Source organism: Phenylobacterium sp. (assembly GCF_030693625.1).
In the GTDB taxonomy this organism is placed as follows: domain Bacteria; phylum Pseudomonadota; class Alphaproteobacteria; order Caulobacterales; family Caulobacteraceae; genus Phenylobacterium; species Phenylobacterium ferrooxidans.
The window spans coordinates 1-17,908 of the sequence record NZ_JAUYAF010000039.1 but is presented as its reverse complement, the minus strand read 5'-3'; the positions used below and the strand labels follow the sequence as shown (position 1 = coordinate 17,908).

The following is a 17,908-nucleotide window of genomic DNA, read 5'->3' as shown; positions in this document are numbered from 1 at the left end:
ATTTCGGCCAGCAGCTTCAGGCCGCACTGGCTTAGCGCTGTCTGCAGCAGGGCGTTTGCGGCCGCGGTCTCGGTTGCGGTCAGGTCGCCGAGGCGGACGCCCACTCTGGGCGCAAGGGCGATCGGCAGGTTCGACCAGCGGATGGCGGCGACCTTGCCATAGGTGCGAACCGCCACCTGCCGGTTTATGGGCGAGAGGACCTTGAGGAAGGCCTGGGCCTGGGTCGCGGCGAGAGCAGCGCCGCCTGGATCACTTTTGCAGGTCTCGCTGGCGTTTGCGGCGCCTGTCGCGCCCAGCGTGATCGCGGTGACGAAGCTGATCGCAAAGGCGTGCAATGACTTGATCACAATGGCCCCCCAGAACGCCGTTATCTGCAACTTAGGCGCTTGGTTGGCGAGCGCAAGTCGTCCGCTCAGGCTAGACGCCGACCATCTCCGCCGCCACCCGGCGCGCAGCGGCCTCAGGGTCATTGGCGGCCGTGATCGGACGACCGCAGACGATATGGGAGGCGCCTGCCGTCAGGGCGTCCCGGGGCGTGGCCGCGCGCGCCTGATCGTTTTTGGCGGACCAATCCGGGCGGACGCCGGGGGTCACCACCAGAAAGTCTTTCCCGCCCAGGGCCCGAGCCAGGGCCGCCTCATGGGGACTGGCCACCACGCCGTCGCAGCCCGCAGCGACGGCCTGATGGATGCGGCGCTCGACCAGGGCTCGCGCGCTCTCATGATAGCCGACCTCGGTCAGGTCCTCGTCGGACAGGCTGGTGAGGACGGTGACCGCCAGAATCTTCAGTCCAGAAGCGCCCCGCCCGCGGACCGCCGAGGCCATCACCTGCGGCTCGCCATGTACGGTCAGGAAGTCACAGCCGGACCCGGCCAGCACCGCGGCGGTCCGCTGCACCGTGGTGCCGATATCGTGCAGCTTCCAGTCCAGGAACACCTGCTTGCCCGCCGCCTTCAGGTCACGCGCCAGGTCCATGCCGCCGCCCGTGGCGAACAGTTCCAGCCCCACCTTGTAGAAACTTACCGTGTCGGACAGGGCGCTCACGATGGCGCGGGCCTCGGCCACGGTGGGCAGGTCCAGGGGGATGATCAGGCGAGGATCGGCTTTGACCAGGGTCTCGGACATGGCTTAGCTCCGGGCAGGCGCACGGGACCTCGCACAGAGGTCGGCGCGGGAAACGAAATGGGCTAAGACGCTGCAATGAGCCCGGCAGACTTCGCGGTCAACTTCTTCGTCGCCCTTTTCGCCCTGATCGACCCGATCGGCACGGTGCCGCTGTTCGCCGCGGCCACGGTGGGGGTGAAGAGCAAGGATGCGCGGCTGATCGCGGTCTATATCGCTTTCTTCATCCTGTTCTTCCTGACCTTCTTCTACTTCTCGGGCCTGTCCCTGCTGGCCTTCTTCGGCATCTCCCTGCCGGCCTTCCGCATCGCCGGCGGGATCATCCTGTTCCTGCTGGGCCTGGACATGGTGCGCGGCAACATGGCCACCGGCATCGACCCGGAGGACGAGGCCAACATCGGCGAAGGCCGCGCCCACGCCCGCAAGCGCTTCGAGCGCATGATCGTGCCCTTCGCCATGCCCTTGCTGATCGGGCCCGGCGCCATCTCCACGGTGATCATCTACGCCAGCGAGGCCAAGCGCTTCGGCCTGGCCGGCGCCGCCGTCGGTGTGGGGGTCATCGCGGCCACTGCGCTCTCCACCATGCTGGCCTTCTGGGCGAGCCCGCTGATCACCCGGATGCTGGGCAAGATCGGCCTGACCATCGTGGTGCGCGTGCTGGGATTGATCCTCTGCGCCCTGGCGGTTCAGTTCGTGATGATCGGCATCGCCGACTCGACCCACGACGTCATCCTGCGCAAGGCCGCGGCGCCCTACGCTCACTAGATGTTGCGGAAGCGCGGCCCCTGGGCGGCCATCAGGGCCAGGGCCCATTCGTCGGGAATCAGCTTCGCCAGGCCGGCGATCGCCTTGTTCGGCGCCCCCGGAACAGCGACGGCCCGATTGGCCTCCGCCGCCTCGTAGCCCGCGGCGGCCACCTCGTCGGCGCCCAGCCACAGCCAGGACGGGGTGGAGGCGCTGATCTTTTCCCGCGTGCCATTGGCGTCGTGGAATTCGGAATAGGTGAAACCGGGGCACAGGGCGCTGACGTGCACCCCCGTGGTCAGGTTCTCCAGGTGCAGGCTCTGGGAGACCTTGACCAGGTAGCTCTTGGTGGCGCCGTAGAGGGTATGGCCGGCTGAGCCGGGGATCAGACCCGCGAGCGAGGCCACGTTGACGATGCGCCCGAACCGGCGGTCCACCATGCCCGGCAACACCCGGTGCGCCAGCTCGCTGGGCGCCGTCAGCATCACCTGCAGGACCGCGGCCTGCTGCTCCCAGGTGGTGTCGGCATAGGTCCCCGGCTGGCCGTAGCCGGCGTTGTTGATGAGCACGTCCACCACCCGGCCGTGGGCGGTGAGATGATCCAGGATGGCGCCCGGCGCGGCGGGATCGGCCAGGTCGGCGGCGACCGTCAGGGTCTCGACGCCATGGCGCAGGCCGATGTCCTCGGCCAGGCGGTCCAGCCGCTCGGCGCGCCGCGCGGTGAGCGCCACGTCATAGCCGTGGCTGGCGTAGATCCGGGCGAAGGCCGCCCCGATCCCGGCCGAGGCCCCGGTGATCAGCGCCAGTTTGCGGTCCATGGAAACCTCTTCGTCCCGCGATCTAGGCCAGATCGGCGATCTCTTCATCGGTCAGATCGCCCGGCACGATGGTCACCGGGACCTTGCGCGCGCCCCACTTGACGCCCTCCTTGGCGATCGAGGCCACCAGGGGACCGGGGCCCCGGCCCTCCACGGCGGCGGCCAGGACCAGGATCTTGATGTCGGCGTCCTCGCTGATCACCCGGCGCAGGGCCGCGCGGGTGTTGTCGGCGTGCTCGATGATGAACTCAGGCGCCATGCCGGTCTCGGCGATGACGAACTCGGCCATCTTCTGCAGGACGGCCTCGGCCTCTTCGCGAGCCTGGCGCTCGATCTCTTCGCGCACGCCCGACCAATGCTCGAAGACAGCCGGTTCGATCACCCGCAGCAGGGCCACGTGGCCGCCGGTGGAACGGGCGCGGCGGCAGGCGAACTTCAGCGCCACATGAAACTCGGCGCTGTCGTCGGCGATGACCAGGAACTTGCGTTGGCTCATGGACCGACGGTGGCTTGCTCCCGGGCGGGATGCAAGCCACCTGCGTGGCTGGGTTCAGCTGCCCCAGAAGCCGACGATCTTCTTCACCTCGGCCAGGGTCGGGGCGGCGGCCTCGCGGGCCTTTTCCGCGCCGGCGGCCAGCACCTTGTCGATCTCGGTGGGGTCGGCCATCAAACGGCGCATTTCGGTCCCAACAGGACCCAGCTTGGCCACCGCCAGGTCGGCGAGGCGGGGCTTGAAGGCGCCGAAGCCCTCGCCCGCGAACTCGGTCAGCACCTCGGCGGAGGTCCGGCCTTCCAGGGCGGCATAGATGCCCACCAGGTTCAGGGCCTCGGGCCGATCCTTCAGCTCGTCCGTGGTTTCCGGCAACGGCAGGGGGTCGGTCTTGGCCTTGCGAATCTTCTGGGCGACCGTGTCGGCGTCGTCGGTGAGGTTGATGCGCGCGGCGTCCGAGGGATTGGACTTGCTCATCTTATCGCTGGCGTCGCGCAGAGACATGATCCGCGCGCCGGCGCCCTGGTGGATAGGCTCGGGCAGCGGGAAATAGCCCGGCCGGTTGAAGTCGTGGTTGAACTTCGAGGCGATGTCCCGGGTCAGCTCGACGTGCTGCTTCTGATCGTCGCCCACCGGCACATGGGTGGCCTTGTAGAGCAGGATGTCGGCGGCCTGGAGCACCGGATAGGTGTAGAGGCCGACACTGGCCTTCTCCTTGTTCTTCCCGGACTTGTCCTTGAACTGAGTCATCCGGTCGAGCCAGCCGACCCGGGCCACGCAGTTGAAGATCCAGGCGAGCTCGGCGTGCTCGGTCACCGCTGACTGCGGGAAGATGGTGGCCACATTGGGATCCAGGCCCGCCGCCAGATAAGCCGCGGCGATCTCGCGGGTCTGGGCGGTCAGCTTGGCCGGGTCCTGCCATTCGGTGATGGCGTGCAGGTCGGCGACGAAGATGAAGGTCTCCATCTCGTGCTGCATGCGGGTGAATTTCACCAGGGCGCCGAGATAGTTGCCCAGGTGCAGGTCGCCGGTCGGCTTGACGCCGGAGAGCACACGTTTGGAGCCGGCATAGGCGGCGGGAGCTTGTTCGGTCATGGGATCAGGCTTTGAAACAGAGGCAGAGCATTTTCCGATAAGTGTGAAGCGGTTATCGGATCGAAAAATGCTCCAATATTCGGATTTGGGGGCGCGTCTCGACGCGCCGCGGAAGCGGGATCAGGCGCTGCGCCATCGCCAGGTGAATACGTCCGGACAAGCCATGGCCGATGCGAATAGTCCGCGCGGAGCTTTCAGGCAAGTCCGTCAGAGGTCGGGGACGGAGACGGCCACGTCACCCTTGCGCCGCTTGAACGCCCCGCGCACCTCGGCCGGGGTGACACCGCCGAAGGCGAACAACAGCAGCGGATAGAGCAGGCCGCCCACCAGGCAGACCGCCAGGACGGTGATCTCCTTGGCGCCCCCCACCTGCGCCAGGGGCGCCTCGATCACGGCGCGGAAATGGGTGGCGAGCGCCAGCAGCACGCCGAGCACGGCGCTCGCGGCGACGACCCGGAGGATCTTTCCGGTCGCCCTGGCCGAGGGCCGGTAGATCCTCTCGCGCCAGAGCAGGAGCGACATCTGGGCCACGGTTCCCCAGGAGGCGATGGACGTGGAAATGGCGATGCCGGGGAAGCCGATGGTGTAGAACAACGCCACCCCCAGCACGATATTGACCCCCACCGAGATCAGCGAGAACCGCATCGGGGTCTTTGTGTCGCCGCGGGCGAAGAAGGCCGGCTGCAGGATCTTGATCAGGATGAAGGCCGGCAGGCCCCAGCCGTAGTGGAACAGCAGGGCGCCGGAGGAGGCCGCGTCGGCGAAGGTGAACTCGCCGCGGGCGAACAGGCCGTCGGTCAGATAGACCGGCATGGCCATCAGGGCCGCGGCGGCGGGCAGGCTGAGCGCCAGGGCGAAGACGATGGCCTGGTCCATCGCCCCCTGGGTGTCCTCGTGGTCCTTCAGCTGGAAGGCGGTGGACAGGCGTGGCAGCAGGGCCACCCCGATGGCGACCCCCACCAGGCTCAGGGGCAGCTGATAGAACCGCTCGGCGACATTCAGCCAGACCCGCATGCCGGCCACCTGGGAGGCCAGGATCGCGGAGATGAACAGGTTGATCTGTACGGCGCTCGAGGCGATCACGCCGGGAACCGCGCGCTTGGCCAGGGCCTTGATCTCCGGCGTGAACCGCAGGGCCTTCAGGCGGACCCGCGCGCCGGTGTGGTGCGCGCCCCACCAGCAGATTGCGGCCTGGCCGACGCCGGCCACCAGCACCGCGACGGAGGCCGCGAAGGCCGCGCGGGTGGGGTCCTTCTGCGGCAGCACCGCCAGAAGCATCACCAGGTTCAGGATGGTGGGATAGAGGCCGTAGATCACGAACCGGCCCCGCGCCGTCAGGATGCCCGCGAACAGCGAGGCGATCGACACGCACACCAGGTAGGGCATGGTGATCTGGGTCAGCAGCACCGCCAGCTTGAACTTGGCCGGGTCGCTCATATAGCCGGGGCTATAGGCCATCATCAGCCAGGGCATGGCCAGTTGGCACAGGACGGTCACCACCACGGTGGCGGCCGCCAGGGTGGCCAGGCTGTCGGCGGCGAAGGCGTCGGCGGCTTCCTTGCCGTCGCTGGCCAGGCGGCGCGAATAGTCCGGCACGAAAGCCGCGGCGAAGGCGCCCTCGGCGAAGATGCGGCGGAACAGGTTGGGGAAGGCGAGCGCCGTGAAATAGGCGTCGGCGGCGATGTTGCTGCTGCCCCCCAGGCGCGCCGTGATCACCAGGTCGCGGGCCAGGCCCATGAACCGGCTGACCAGGGTCAGGGCCGAGAAGATCATCGACGAACGGATCATCCCGCCGGGCTTGGCGGGGACGGGCGTCGAGGGCGGGGCGGGTTCGGTCACGCTCGCTCTGTGCGCAGGGCCAGCGGCATCGTCAAGCGATCAGCGCGCCACGCTGGCCCGGGCCCGCTGCAGGTTGCCGCGAGACTTCGACGAGGCCGAGGCCTCCGCCTCGTCGAGGGCGAGCATGAGGCGCGCCTTCAGGCTGGTCATGGCCTTGGGGTCGGTGAGCTTCTTGCCCTGCGCGTCCACCACATAGAAGGCGTCCACGGCGCGCTCGCCATAGCCGTCGATATGGGCCGAGAGGATGGAAAGACCGGCTTCGGAGATGGACTGGGCCAGGGCCTCCAACAGGCCCGGACGGTCGCGGCCCGAGGCCTCCACCACCGTCGAGACCTCCGAGGCGTCGTTGTCCAGCATCACCGTGGGAATGATGGAGAAGGCCGCGGCGCGGCCGAGGTCCGACAGCCGCTTGGCCTCGGTCTTCAGGGGCTCGCCGCGGGCGGCGGCCTCCAGGGCGTCGGCCAGGCGGGTCAGGGCCTTGGGATTGTCGCTGCCATAGGCTTCCCCGGTGATGTCCTGGACATAGAAGACGTCCAGCGCCTGGCCCTGGCGGGAGGTGAAGACCCGCGCGCCCATCACATTGGCCCCCGCGGCGGTGACGGCCTGGGCCAGGTCCACGAACAGGCGGGGGCGGTCGGGGGCGGCGACGACCACCTCGGAGGCGTTGAGCCCGGGGCGGATATGGCCCTCGGCCGCGGCGCCGCTCGTCTCCGCGCGGCGGGCGAGGGCGGCGTGGCCCAGGACCTCGCTCTCGGCGAAGGAGGTGAAATAGGCGTCCTCCATGGCCTGGGCCCAGGCGGTGGCGGCGGGATCGACCGCCACCAGCCGCATGCGGGCGTCATAGGCGGCGTTCTCGTGGTAGCGGCGCACGGCGGCGGCGGCGTCCGAGCCCCGGCCGCCGCGGAACACGGCCTCGGTGGCGGCGTAGAGCTCGCGCAGCAGCTGCCCCTTCCAGCCGTTCCAGACTCCGGGGCCCACGGCGCGGATGTCGGCGACCGTCAGCACCAGCAGCAGACGCAGGCGTTCCGGCGTCTCCACGATGCGGGCGAAGTCCACCACCGTGCGGGGATCGGAGACGTCGCGCTTCTGAGCGTAGTCGCTCATCACCAGGTGGTGCTCCACCAGCCAGGCGACCAGTTCGATACGCTTGCGGTCCTGGCCCAGGCGCTCGCAGGCCTGGCGTGCGGCGCGGGCCCCGGCTTTCTCCTGGCCGCCGGCCCCGCCCTTGCCGGTGTCGTGCAGCAGCATGGCCAGGAACAGGGCCTCGGGATCATCGATCAGCGGCATGACGGCGGTCGACAGGGGGTGGTCCTCGGCGAACCGCCCGGCCTTGATCTCGGCGATGACCCCCACCGCCCGCAGGGTGTGCTCGTCCACCGTGTAGGAGTGGTACATGTTGAACTGCATCTGGGCGACGACCCGGCCGAACTCCGGCAGAAAGCGGCCCAGGACCCCGGCCTCGTTCATCAGGGTCAGCGTCCGCTGCGGATCGCGGCCCCGGGCCAGGATGTCCAGGAACACCTTGGCGGCGCGCGGATCGCGTCGGGTCTTCGACGTGATCAGGGGCAGGGAGCGGGTCGCCGCGGTGAAGGCGTCGGGGTGCAGGTCCAGGTCGCGCCGGTCGGCGGTGCGGAACAGGCGCAGCAGGTTGATGGGGTCGGCCTGGAAGATCTCCGGCGTGTCGATGTTGAGCCGCCCGCCCTCCTCGTGGAAGCCGGCGTCGAGCAAGGTCTTGCGCGGCTTGCCCCGGCCCGGCAGCAGGCGGGAGATGCCCTTGGGCTGTTGCTTGACCCGCTCGGACTCCAGCTTGGCGGCGAAGACCCGGGTGAGGGCGCCCACCTCCTTGGCGATCAGGAAATAGCGCCGCATGAAGCGCTCGACGGCCGGCGCGTCGCCCCGGTCGCCATAGCCCATGCGCCGGGCGATCTCCGGCTGCAGGTCGAAGGTCAGACGCTCCTCGGGACGGCCGGTGGCGAAGTGCAGGTGGCTGCGCACCGCCCACAGGAAGTCGAAGGCGCGCAGGAAGGCCGCCACCTCCCGGCGCTCGAACATCTCCAGGTGGACGATGCCGTCCATCCGGGCCTGGGCCGAGGGGTTCAGGTACTGGGCGATCCAGAACAGGGTGTTGAGGTCGCGCAGGGCGCCCTTGCCCTCCTTGACGTTGGGCTCCACCAGGTAGCGGCTGGCGCCGGCCCGGGCGTGGCGCTCATCGCGCTCCTTGAGCTTGGCGGCGACGAACTGGGCGCCCGAACCCTTCACGACCTCGGCGGCGAACCTCCGGGTCAGCTCCTCGGCCAGCTTCTCATCGCCGGTCAGCCGCCGGGCCTCCAGGATCGAGGTGCGGATCGTGAAGTCTTCCTTGGAGAGCCGGATACATTCTTCGATCGTGCGCGAGGCGTGGCCGACCTTGAAGCCCAGGTCCCACAGCGCATAGAGCATGTACTCGATGACGCTCTCGGCGTGGGCGGTCTGCTTGTAGGGGCGCAGGAACAGCAGATCGAGGTCGGAGAAGGGCGCCAGCGTGCCGCGCCCGTAGCCGCCGACGGCCATCAGGGCCAGGCGCTCCCCCTCGGTGGGATTGCGCGCCCGGAACACGTGGACCGTGGTGAAGTCGTACAAGGCGGTGACGACCTCGTCCGTCACACCCGACAAGAGCCGGGCGGTCTCGATGCCGCCGGCGCCGTTCTCGAGACGCTCCTTGGCGATCATCCGGCCCCGGAACAGGGCCTGCTTGAGGATATCCAGGGCGCGGCGGCGTTGCTCGGCCTCGTCGCCGGCGGCGTCCAGGGCCGCCGCCGACAGCTGGGCGCGCAGGCGGATGCCATCGACGACATATTCCAGGCGCGTGGGACGCAGGCGTGGCGGCATGGGAAACCTAAGGAAAATCGGTTCCCGTCATATAGGGCCGCGCCGCCACGGGCGCGAAGCCCGCAGGTTGGCGCAGGTCAAAGAAAAAGGCCGGCGCCCTGGGGCGCCGGCCTTTCGATCGTTCGGCTGACGCGGCTGTCTTAGAGCGCGGCGAGCTTTTGCTGGGTGACCTGCACGGTGGCCTTCACGCAACGGCCGTAGGCGCCGAGGATCATGGTCTCGCCGATGACGTCCTTGGCGCAGACGGTGCGCGCGGCGTCGAGGATGTCGGCGTTGATCTGTTCGGCGGACTTGCCCACCAGGGAGACGCGGACTTCGGAGGCGCTGGCCGAGGAAGCGGCGAAGGCGACAACGGCGGCGATGAGGGCGGTGCGGATCATGGTCTGAATCTCCAGCGGCGCGGGGAAATGGGGAGGAGAGGTCCGCGCTCGTCGGAGGTGTTTTTGTACGCTGGAGCTTAAAATATTGTGCAGTGCGATGGTTAAGAATTTTGCAGCGCACAATTCTCGTCCCGGCGCGGATCAGAGCAGGCCCTTCAGCCGGTAAAGCGTCGCCATGGCCTCCCGCGGGCTCATGCTGTCGGGGTCAAGCTCGGCGACCGCCGCATCCACGGCGCTTGGCCCGGACCGTTCCGCGACACCGGGCGCGGTGGCGGCGAACAGCGGCAGGTCGTCGAGGTGGGCCGGGGCGCCGGTTTCGCGCTCCAGCCGCTCCAGCACCTCGCGGGCGCGGATCACCACCGGGGCTGGAACGCCCGCCAGCTTGGCCACCTGCACTCCATAGGAGCGATCGGCGGGACCGGGGCCGGCCTCGTGGAGGAAGATCAGGTCGCCGTTCCACTCCTTGGCCTTCAGCGACAGGTTGGCGACATGGGCGAGCCGGCCCTCCAGCACCGCCAGTTCGTGATAGTGGGTGGCGAACAGGCCCCGGCAGCGATTGGTCTCGTGCAGGGCCTCGGCGCAGGCCCAGGCGATGGCCAGGCCGTCATAGGTGGCTGTGCCGCGGCCGATCTCGTCGAGGATCACCAGCGAGCGGGGCGTGGCCTGGGTGAGAATGGCGGCGGTCTCCACCATCTCGGCCATGAAGGTCGAGCGACCCCGGGCCAGGTCATCGCCGGCCCCCACGCGGCTGAACAGCCGGTCGACAACCCCCAGGCGCAGGCGCTTGGCCGGCACATAGCATCCAGCCTGGGCAAGCACGGCCAGGAGCGCGTTCTGGCGCAGGAAGGTCGACTTGCCGGCCATGTTCGGGCCGGTCACCAGGGCCAGGCGCGGCCCGACCGCGCCGGCGCCATCCAGACGGCAGTCATTGGGGGTGAAGGGCTGGCCGGTCCGCTTGACGGCGGCTTCCACCACCGGGTGGCGGGCCGCCTCGGCCTCGAAGGCGGTGGAGCGGTCGAGGATCGGCCGGGCGCCGCCCACGTCGTCGGCCCATTCCGCCAAGCCTGAGGCCACATCCAGGCGCGCGGCGCCCTCGGCGGCGGCCTGGATGGCGGCGGCCACGCCGATGGCGGCCTCGCGCCAGGCCTCGAAGGTGGCCACCTCGATGGCCAACGCCCGCTCGGCGGCCTGGGCGATCCTGGCGTCCAGTTCCGCCAACTCCACCGTGGTGAAGCGCACCTGGTTGGCCAGGGTCTGGCGGTGGATGAAGGTGGCGTTCAGCGGCGGCGCCATCAAGGGCTCGGCCGCCTTGGCCGTACACTCGACGAAATAGCCCAGCACCGCGTTGTGGCGGATCTTCAGGGCGACGCCGGAGTCCGCCAACAGCTGAGCCTCCAGCTGCAGGATCACCCGGCGGCTATCGTCGCGCAGGGCGCGGGCCTGGTCGAGTTCCGGGCGAACGCCCGGCGCCACGAAGCCCCCGTCCCGGGCCTGGGCCGGCAGCTCGGTCCCGAGACCGTCGGCCAGCATCTGGCGGAAGGCGCCCAGTTGGTGGTGGTCAAAGGCGTGCAGGACGGCCAGCGCGCTCTCGACCTCGGAAGGCGGCGGCGGATCCAGCGGCGCCGGCGCGCCGGCGAACAGTGCGGCGATGGCCTCGCCGCGCGCCAGGCCGTCGCGCAGGCAGCCCAGGTCGCGGGGGCCGCCTCGACCGAGCGCCAGACGTGAGAGCGCGCGGGCCATGTCGCCCAGGCCCTTCAGTTCCTCGCGGAGCTTCTGACGCAGCGGCCTCCGCTCCACGAACCACCCGACGGCGTCGAGCCTGACTTCGATGGCGGCGGGGTCCAGCAGGGGGCGGGCCAGCCGCGCGGCCAGCATCCGGGCGCCCGGCGCGGTGATGGTGCGGTCGATGGCGCCCAGCAGGGAGCCCTCGCGGGAGCCCGAGAGGCTCTTCTCGATCTCCAGGCTGGTGCGGGTGGCCGGGTCAATGGCCATGACGTCGGCCTCGCCGGCCCTTCGCGGGGCGGTGAGCGCGGGCAGGCGTCCGGCCTGGGTGGTCTCCAGGTGGGCGGCGATCAGGCCCAGGGCGGAAATCTCCGCGCCCGACAGGGTCCCGAACCCATCCAGGGTGTCGACGCCATAGAGCCGCTTCAGCCGCGCCTCCGAGGCGGCCGGCTCGGCCAGGGCCGAGGGCATGGGCTGCACCACCCCGCCGGCGCTGCGCAGGGCGGTGTTCATCCCCTCGTCGGCGAACAGGCGGTCGGGCACCAGGATTTCGGAGGGACCAAGGGCGGCGAGCGCGGAAGCCAGATTCTCGCGCGCCACGGCCCAGCATTCCACCTCTCCGGTGGAGAGCTCGACGCTGGCCACGGCGGCGGCCCCGGCCCGCACCGCCACAGCGGCCAGGCGGTTGGCGCCCCGCGCATCCAGCAGGCCGTCCTCGGTCAGCGTGCCCGGCGTCACCACCCGCACCACGTCGCGTCGGACGATGGATTTCGAGCCGCGCTTGCGGGCTTCGGCGGGGTCTTCCATCTGCTCGCAGACGGCGACCTTGAACCCCGCTCGGATCAGCTTGGCGAGATAGGCCTCGGCGGCGTGGACGGGCACCCCGCACATGGGGATCGGCGCGCCGCCGTGGGCACCCCGCGCCGTCAGGGTGATGCCCAGGGCGGCGGCGGCCTTCTCGGCGTCCTCGAAGAACAGCTCGTAGAAGTCGCCCATGCGGAAGAACACCAGGGCGTCTGGCTGGCGGGCCTTGGCCTCGAAATACTGGGCCATCACCGGGGTGGCGCCGGCGGCCGCGTCAGGCGGTGTGGGGATCTGGGCGTTCATGCTTGAGCCAGAGGTTAACGGTGCCCGACGCCCGCGTCATCCCCACGGCCCCCTTGAACAAAGCTCCGCGAGGCCCAAGCTGTGGTTAAGTCCGGGAGGTTTCCCCATGCACGTCATCTTCCCCGCCGGCCCCGAGGATGCGCTGGCCCTGGCCCAGGTGCACGTGACCTCCTGGCGCGAGACCTATCGCGGCCTGCTGCCCGACAGCTTCCTGGACCGCATGAGCGTGCCGGTGAACGCCCGGCGGTTCTCCAAGTCCCTGGTCACCCCGGCCGAGCACGAGATTACGCTCGCCGCCGCCGACCGGGACGGCGTCGTCGGCTACGCCGCCGGCGGCCCGTCGCGCACGCGCCTGGCGGGCGAGGCGGAGGTCACCACCGTCTATGTCCTGCGCCGGAGCCAAGGCCACGACCTGGGCCGGCGCCTGCTGACGGCGGCGGCCCGCGTGTTCGCCGACCAGGGCGCGAAGTCCCTGATGATCTCGGTCCTGCGCGACAACATCCCGGCGCGCGGCTTCTATGAGCACCTGGGCGGGCAGGCCGAAGCGCCGCGCAAGGAGCCTGGGCCAGGCGGGCTCCTGTACGAGGTCAGCTATCGATGGGCGGACATCCGCGCCCTCACCTAAAGGGCGCGGCAGACCGTCAGTAGCGGGCGACAACCCCAAGGGCCTTGGGGGTGGGCGTGGCCGCCGCGCCCTTTGACCGCTTTAGCACCCAGTCGATGAGGGTGTTGGCCACCGCTGAATTGCCCGGGTCGCCCGGCCGGCCCTTGTCGGGCGTCGAGTCGTCCACCGAGACGAAGTCGGTGTGGAAATAGAGCTTGGCGTTGATCGCCGGATCAAAGGGGGTCACCGCCTTGGCGGCCTCGGTCTGGTAGGTCCCGGTCTTGTTGACCTCGGTGTAGTCGGTCACGCCGGGGAACGGGTTGTTGGCGGCCGGGGCCGGGCTCTGGCGGGCCACATAGACGGGGATGGCGGCGATCGCGGACTTGTCGATGTCCAGCTTCACCCCGTCGCGGTCGAGCTTGAGAGTCTTGTAGCGGCCCACGAAGCCGGCGTCGAAATCCCAGCGCTCGGAGGGGTACCAGTTGGACGCGATCATGTCGGAAGCATCGATGGTGCGCGCGCCGCTCTCAGCGAAGGTCACCGCGACCGGCTTGATGTTGGAGCGGGCCGGGGCATAGGCCTGGCTATCCATCCAGAGCCTGGCCTTGCCCGCGTCCAGGGGCGACTGACCGTTCCCGCCGCCCTCGACCCAGCCATAGACCTTGGCGGGATCGATCTGGGCCGCGGCCGGCACGCACTTGGCGGCCGCCATGCCGGGACGCGGCGGACCCACCATCGGCGCGGCCGGGGTCTTGTCGCACTGGTCCTCGGTTCCGGGAACCGGCTTGAAGTCGAGATATCCCAGGCCTTCGCCGAGGAACTGCAGCACCGGCATCTGCACCCCGCCCCCGGGGACCGGATCGGTGTCGAAGCTGGCGCCGGCGCGGGCGAGCCAGGTCAGGCGGATCGCGCGCAGGAAGGCGTCCCCCGGATTGGCGGTCATGGCCGCGGTGCGCAGAGGGAAGATCGACTCCTGCGCCGGATCGACGAAGGCGTAATAGACGCCGGTCACCGACTGGCTTGCCGCGGCCTCGGGCCCGGCGATGGCGCCGAGCATGCCCGAAGCGTCGGTATAGACCCGGTCCTTGCCGGCGCGCAGGGCGGCGACCTTGGCGAAATAGGCGGTGAGCTGGGCCTCAGTGGGGGCGGCCTCCGTCCCGGCCGAGGGCCCGCCGTCCAGGAAGATCAAGCCCGACAGCTTGTCGACCCCGCGCTTGCCGTCGGCCTGGAGGCGCGCGGCGTAGTTGGCGACGAAGCCGCCGCCCTGGCTGTGTCCGGCCAGGAAGACGTTGCGGTTCCCCGTCTTCTGCTTGATCAGGCCGATCATGGCGTCGACGTCCCCGGCATAGGCCTGGAAGTCCCAGTCGGCCATGAAGGCGACATCGGTCTGGCTGAGCGGTTTCCAGGCCGGCGGCGGGGAGCCGGCGGGCGGCACGTCCACCTTCAGCGGCGCGCCGGGCAGGGCCGACGGCTGCAGGGCGGCGGCGCCCAGATAGTAGTCCAGGGCGAGCTTAGGATCTTTCCTGGCCCGGGCGGCGGTCAGGCCGGTGGTGTCGGCGAGGTTGGCGCCGCGGCGCTGCAGCACCCAGACCTCGATCCGGCACGGCGCCCCGTCGCAGGTCTGAGCCTGCGCCTTATGGACCAGCTGGCTGGCCAGGTAGAGCCAGTGCGCGGGGGTCGAGGAGAAACCCGGGAGGCCGACGATCACCGCATTGGCGGGTTTGGGGGTCTCACCATCGGCGGCGGCGCGCAGGCGCAGGAAGCTGGCGGTGTTCAGGGCCTTGGGGGTGCCCGCCGCCGGATAGCCGGGGATTTGGATATATTCCCCCACCACGTCGGGATAGCCGGGGACCAGGCTCTTGCCGTTGTCGGCGGCGGCCGGAAGGGCCAGGGCGGCCATCGCGGTCGCGCCCAGGATCAGGGTCTTCAGGCTCATGGTATCCTCCCGTCGTCCGCGCTCGCGCGCGATTGGCTATCAGCTTAGCCGTCTGACGCAGGATTGTTTCCGGGATTTTTCAACGGCCCGGTATGACGGGCGCACCTAGACCCCGGTCACCTCTTCCCAGAAGCGCTTGGCCTTGCCGATGAAGCTGGCCGACTTGGGATGCTGCTGTTCGCCGCAGAGATCCGACAGTTCGCGCATCAGTTCCTTTTGGCGGGCGCTGAGGCGGGTCGGGGTCTCGACGAACAGCTCGACGATGAGATCGCCGCGTTCGCGCGACCGCAGGGAGGGCATGCCGCGACCCTTTAGGCGCACGGTGCGGCCGGTCTGGGAGCCTTCCGGCACCTTGACCTCGATCTTGCAATTGCCGTCGCAGTTCTCGCCGCCCATCAGGCAGGGGGCCTCGATGTCGCCGCCCAGAGCCGCCACCGTCATCGGCACCGGCACGGTGCAGAGCAGGTCCAGGCCGTCACGGTCGAACAGTTCGTGCGGCTTCACCGACAGGAAGATGTAGAGGTCGCCGCGCGGTCCGCCCCTCGCCCCAGCGTCGCCTTCGCCGGCGAGCCGGATGCGGGCGCCGTCGTCGACCCCGGCCGGGATGCGGACCTGAAGGGTGCGTTCCTTGCGGATCTGCCCGTGGCCCCGGCATTCGACGCAGGGATCGACAATGATCTGGCCCGAGCCGCCGCAGCGGGGGCAGGCGCGCTCGACGGAGAAGAAGCCCTGGCTGGCGCGAACCCGGCCGGCCCCGCCGCAGGAGCCGCAGACCGTGGGGCTGGTGCCGGGCTTGGCGCCCGACCCATCGCAGGTCTCGCACTGGATGGAGGCGGGGACCACGATCTCCACCTCCGAGCCGGCATAGGCCTGCTCCAGGGTGATCTCGAGATCATAACGCAGGTCCTGGCCGCGAGCCGGCCCGCCGCGCTGGCGGCGACCGCCGAACATGTCGCCGAAGACATCGCCGAACACCTCGTTGAAGATGTCGTTGACGTCGTGGAACTGGCCATTGCCCGGACCGCCGCCGCCGTTGACCCCGGCGTGACCGAACTGGTCGTAGCGCGCCCGCTTCTGGGGATCGGAAAGGATCGAATAGGCTTCGTTGATTTCCTTGAAGCGGCCCTCGGCCTCCTCGCAACCGCCATTCCGGTCGGGGTGGTGCTCCATGGCCAGCTTGCGGAAGGACGACTTCAGCGCGGCGTCATCGCAGCCGCGGGTTACGCCCAGAATCTCGTAATAGTCCCGCATCAAATCATCAGGCGTTCAAATTGATCTTAAACTGAGGTGGGAACACCCTGCCCCGGCTGCAAGGCTTACGCCAGCCGCGCCGGTCGCAGAGGGGGGTTGGCCCGCAAATGTGCGAAACCCCACGGCGACCCCTCGCAAAAGCTGCGAGAGACCGCCATGGGGCGCAACGTCACGCGGACTTCTTGGTGTCGTCGTCGCTGACTTCCTCGAACTCGGCGTCGACAACGTCGTCACCGCCCGAGGCGTCGTCGGGTTGATCACCCTCACCGCCCTGCTGGGCGGCGTACATGGCTTCACCCAGCTTCATGGAAGCCTGGATCAGCGTCTGGGTCTTGGCGGCGATGCCCTCGGCGTCGTCACCCTCCAGAGCAGTCTTCAGGTCGGCGAGCGCCGTCTCGATGGCTTCCTTGTCGGGGCCGCCGATCTTGCCGCCGTGCTCGGCCATGGCCTTCTCGGTGGAATGGACCACCGCCTCGGCCTGGTTCTTGGCTTCCACCAGGGCCTTGCGCTTCTCGTCGTCGGCCTTGTTGCTCTCGGCTTCGCGGACCATCTTTTCGATGTCGGCGTCCGACAGCCCGCCATTGGCCTGGATGCGGATCGACTGCTCCTTGGCCGTCGCCTTGTCGCGGGCCGAGACGTTGACGATGCCGTTGGCGTCGATGTCGAAGGTCACCTCGACCTGCGGCACGCCGCGCGGCGCCGGGGGAATCCCCACCAGGTCGAACTGACCCAGCATCTTGTTGTCGTGCGCCATGGGACGCTCGCCCTGGAACACCCGGATGGTCACGGCCGACTGGTTGTCGTCGGCGGTCGAGAAGGTCTGCGAGCGCTTGGTGGGAATGGTGGTGTTGCGCTCGATCAGCGGGGTGAACACCCCGCCCAGGGTCTCGATGCCCAGCGTCAGCGGCGTGACGTCCAGCAGCAGCACGTCCTTGACGTCGCCCTGCAGAACCCCGGCCTGCACCGCGGCGCCCAAGGCCACGACCTCGTCCGGGTTCACACCCTTGTGGGGCTCGCGGCCGAAGAACTCCTTCACCGTGTCCACGACCTTGGGCATGCGGGTCATGCCGCCGACCAGGATCACTTCGTCGATGTCGGACTTCTTGAGGCCCGCATCCTTCAGCGCCTGATCGCAGGGGCCGATGGTGCGCGCCACCAGGTCGTCCACCAGGGCTTCGAGCTTGGAGCGCGAGAGCTTGATGTTGAGGTGCAGCGGGCCAGACGCATTCATCGAGATGAAGGGCAGGTTGACTTCGTACTGAGCCGTCGAGGACAGCTCCTTCTTGGCCTTTTCAGCCTCTTCGCGCAGACGCTGCAGGGCCAGCTTGTCCTTGCGCAGGTCAACGGAGTTCTCTTTTTTGAACTCGTCAGCCAGATAGTTGACGATCCGCAGGTCGAAGTCTTCCCCGCCCAGGAAGGTGTCGCCGTTCGTGGCCTTCACCTCGAAGACGCCGTCGCCGATCTCCAGGATCGAGACGTCGAAGGTGCCGCCGCCCAGGTCGTAGACGGCGATCTTCTTGCCGTCGTTCTTCTCAAGGCCATAGGCCAGGGCCGCGGCGGTCGGCTCATTGATTATCCGCAGGACTTCCAGGCCGGCGATCTTGCCGGCGTCCTTGGTGGCCTGGCGCTGGGCGTCGTTGAAATAGGCGGGAACCGTGATGACGGCCTTCTCGACCTTCTCGCCGAGATAGGCCTCGGCGGTCTCCTTCATCTTCTGCAGGATCATCGCGGAAATCTGGCTCGGCGACTGCTTCTTGTCGCCCGCCTCGACCCACGCGTCGCCATTGTCGCCCTTGACGATCTTGTAGGGGACGAGCTTCTTGTCCTTCTCGACCATCGGATCGTCGTAGCGGCGGCCAACGAGGCGCTTGACCGCGAAGAAGGTCCGCTCGGGATTGGTCACCGCCTGGCGCTTGGCGGGCTGCCCGACGA

General features: G+C 69.2%; 14 protein-coding genes. 2 read left to right on the top strand and 12 right to left on the bottom strand.

Annotation, left to right across the window (positions count from 1 at the left end; genetic code table 11):
- A partial coding sequence (locus tag Q8N10_RS08700; RefSeq protein ID WP_305663896.1) for a DUF3500 domain-containing protein occupies positions 1–347 on the bottom strand: 347 nt, incomplete at its 3' end.
- A gap of 70 nt (positions 348–417) precedes the next feature.
- The gene (pyrF, locus tag Q8N10_RS08695) at positions 418–1,125 is read right to left on the bottom strand and encodes an orotidine-5'-phosphate decarboxylase (protein ID WP_305663895.1); all 708 of its coding nucleotides are present in this window, start codon (positions 1,123–1,125) and stop codon (positions 418–420) included.
- Between the two features lie 75 nt (positions 1,126–1,200).
- On the opposite strand from pyrF, the gene Q8N10_RS08690 reads away from it, so the two are divergent.
- The gene (locus tag Q8N10_RS08690) at positions 1,201–1,887 is read left to right on the top strand and encodes a MarC family protein (RefSeq protein WP_304780641.1); all 687 of its coding nucleotides are present in this window, start codon (positions 1,201–1,203) and stop codon (positions 1,885–1,887) included.
- On the opposite strand, the gene Q8N10_RS08685 is transcribed toward Q8N10_RS08690, so the two are convergent.
- The 7 genes from Q8N10_RS08685 to mutS all read right to left on the bottom strand — a co-directional run bounded on the left by Q8N10_RS08685 (position 1,884) and on the right by mutS (position 12,185).
- Positions 1,884–2,684, bottom strand: coding sequence for an SDR family oxidoreductase (locus tag Q8N10_RS08685; protein ID WP_304780638.1), 801 nt, complete (start codon positions 2,682–2,684; stop codon positions 1,884–1,886). The genes Q8N10_RS08690 and Q8N10_RS08685 overlap by 4 nt on opposite strands.
- A gap of 22 nt (positions 2,685–2,706) precedes the next feature.
- Positions 2,707–3,180 carry a universal stress protein gene (locus tag Q8N10_RS08680; RefSeq protein ID WP_304780635.1) on the bottom strand — a complete coding sequence of 158 codons (474 nt, stop codon included), beginning with the start codon at positions 3,178–3,180 and terminating at the stop codon, positions 2,707–2,709.
- A gap of 54 nt (positions 3,181–3,234) precedes the next feature.
- Positions 3,235–4,269, bottom strand: coding sequence for a tryptophan--tRNA ligase (trpS, locus tag Q8N10_RS08675; RefSeq protein WP_304780633.1), 1,035 nt, complete (start codon positions 4,267–4,269; stop codon positions 3,235–3,237).
- Between the two features lie 207 nt (positions 4,270–4,476).
- Positions 4,477–6,108 (bottom strand): murein biosynthesis integral membrane protein MurJ, encoded by a 1,632-nt coding sequence (gene murJ / locus Q8N10_RS08670; RefSeq protein ID WP_370690224.1) that lies wholly within the window; start codon positions 6,106–6,108, stop codon positions 4,477–4,479.
- 39 nt (positions 6,109–6,147) lie between these two features.
- A complete protein-coding gene (locus Q8N10_RS08665; protein WP_304780630.1) occupies positions 6,148–8,976 on the bottom strand; it encodes a [protein-PII] uridylyltransferase in 2,829 nt (942 codons plus the stop codon).
- A 140-nt stretch (positions 8,977–9,116) separates the two neighbouring features.
- A complete protein-coding gene (locus tag Q8N10_RS08660; RefSeq protein ID WP_304780627.1) occupies positions 9,117–9,356 on the bottom strand; it encodes a hypothetical protein in 240 nt (79 codons plus the stop codon).
- 141 nt (positions 9,357–9,497) lie between these two features.
- On the bottom strand, positions 9,498–12,185 hold the full coding sequence (mutS, locus tag Q8N10_RS08655) for a DNA mismatch repair protein MutS (RefSeq protein ID WP_304780623.1): 2,688 nt from the start codon (positions 12,183–12,185) through the stop codon (positions 9,498–9,500).
- A 106-nt stretch (positions 12,186–12,291) separates the two neighbouring features.
- Between mutS and Q8N10_RS08650 the strand changes: the two genes are divergently transcribed.
- The gene (locus Q8N10_RS08650; RefSeq protein ID WP_304780620.1) at positions 12,292–12,810 is read left to right on the top strand and encodes a GNAT family N-acetyltransferase; all 519 of its coding nucleotides are present in this window, start codon (positions 12,292–12,294) and stop codon (positions 12,808–12,810) included.
- A 16-nt stretch (positions 12,811–12,826) separates the two neighbouring features.
- Here Q8N10_RS08650 and Q8N10_RS08645 read toward each other — a convergent pair whose 3' ends face one another.
- The 3 genes from Q8N10_RS08645 to dnaK all read right to left on the bottom strand — a co-directional run.
- The gene (locus Q8N10_RS08645) at positions 12,827–14,725 is read right to left on the bottom strand and encodes an alpha/beta hydrolase (protein ID WP_304780617.1); all 1,899 of its coding nucleotides are present in this window, start codon (positions 14,723–14,725) and stop codon (positions 12,827–12,829) included.
- Positions 14,726–14,830: 105 nt separating this feature from the next.
- Entirely contained in the window at positions 14,831–15,976 is a 1,146-nt protein-coding gene (dnaJ, locus tag Q8N10_RS08640) for a molecular chaperone DnaJ (RefSeq protein WP_304780613.1), read from the bottom strand.
- A 169-nt stretch (positions 15,977–16,145) separates the two neighbouring features.
- On the bottom strand, positions 16,146–17,908 hold a 1,763-nt coding region (gene dnaK / locus Q8N10_RS08635), incomplete at its 5' end, for a molecular chaperone DnaK (protein WP_305663894.1).